The organism is Neotamlana sedimentorum (assembly GCF_000943565.1).
GTDB lineage: Bacteria > Bacteroidota > Bacteroidia > Flavobacteriales > Flavobacteriaceae > Neotamlana > Neotamlana sedimentorum.
The window spans coordinates 1-1,013 of record NZ_JTDW01000045.1; the positions used below are offsets into that span (position 1 = coordinate 1).

Consider the following 1,013-nt stretch of genomic DNA (forward strand, 5'->3'; position numbering starts at 1 on the left):
GCAAACTGGGTATATGCTGGATTACAGTATTGAATTCCACGATCCGAATGATGTATTAGTTTTTCATTAGGATATTTACGATTTTTAATGGCCATAGCGAGTGCATCTATGCAAAGAGATGTTTTCATATGTGATGCAAATTTATAGCCCATAATCTTCTTAGAATAGGCATCAGTAACCAGTGCCAAATAACAGTGTTTATTTTCTGTTTTGATATAGGTGATATCGCTTACCCAAAGCTGTTCAGGTCGAGTAGGAGCCTTGTCTTTTACCAGGTTGTCATATTTATAAAAATGATGTTTAGAATTTGTTGTTATAAAATACCTTTTGGTCTTTGGAACTAAGAGGTTATAAGCTCTTAATAGTTTATAAAACTTGTCTCTTCCCATTTTTATTCCAAGAGCTTCCATTTTAGATTTAAGATTGTCATGGAGCTTAATTCCACCGGTTCTTTGTCCGATTTCATCTCTATAATCCTTAATCATTTGAATTACGATTTGGTCATTGTTTACTTTGGTTCTGTGTGATTTCAAGCGTTTATAGAAGGCTTGTTTACTAATCCCAAAACATTGGATCAACCATTTTCTTTTAAACGGTCTTGTTTCTTTTTTTCGATCTCGTCTGCTAATGTTTTGGGCAATGACTTTTTTGACATATCGACACCTGTAATGAGTTCCATGTCAGCAATAATGTCTTGTTGGAAGTCTTTTACAAATTCCAATTCTTCGATACGTTCCTTAAGTTTTTTGATTTCGTCTTTTTTGCTCATGCCAAGTTTCTTTTGTTCTAAGGTACTATATTTTTTCAACCAGTAATCAATAGAAGATCTAGAGACTTGATATTTTTCTGAAGCATGATTCACGGATATCTGTCCGTTTTGAATCTGATCTATGATTAAAAGTTTTAAATCGAATCCTACTTTTTTGTAGGAATTTTTTCGGCAGTGTTGTTTTTTGTCTTTCATTAGGTATGTTGCTAAAAGGTTTAATTTTTAGTCAACCTATTTCAGGAAA

Annotated in this window: 2 protein-coding genes; both read right to left on the reverse strand. The window is 32.9% G+C overall.

Features of this window, described 5'->3' with window-relative positions; translation table 11 throughout:
• Window positions 1-578: IS3 family transposase (locus PW52_RS16925; RefSeq protein WP_044634170.1), on the reverse strand; the 578-nt coding region annotated here is incomplete at its 3' end.
• Window positions 575-964, reverse strand: coding sequence for a helix-turn-helix domain-containing protein (locus tag PW52_RS16930; RefSeq protein ID WP_044634171.1), 390 nt, complete (start codon window positions 962-964; stop codon window positions 575-577). The genes PW52_RS16930 and PW52_RS16925, both read right to left, overlap by 4 nt.
• Window positions 965-1,013: the final 49 nt, after the last annotated feature.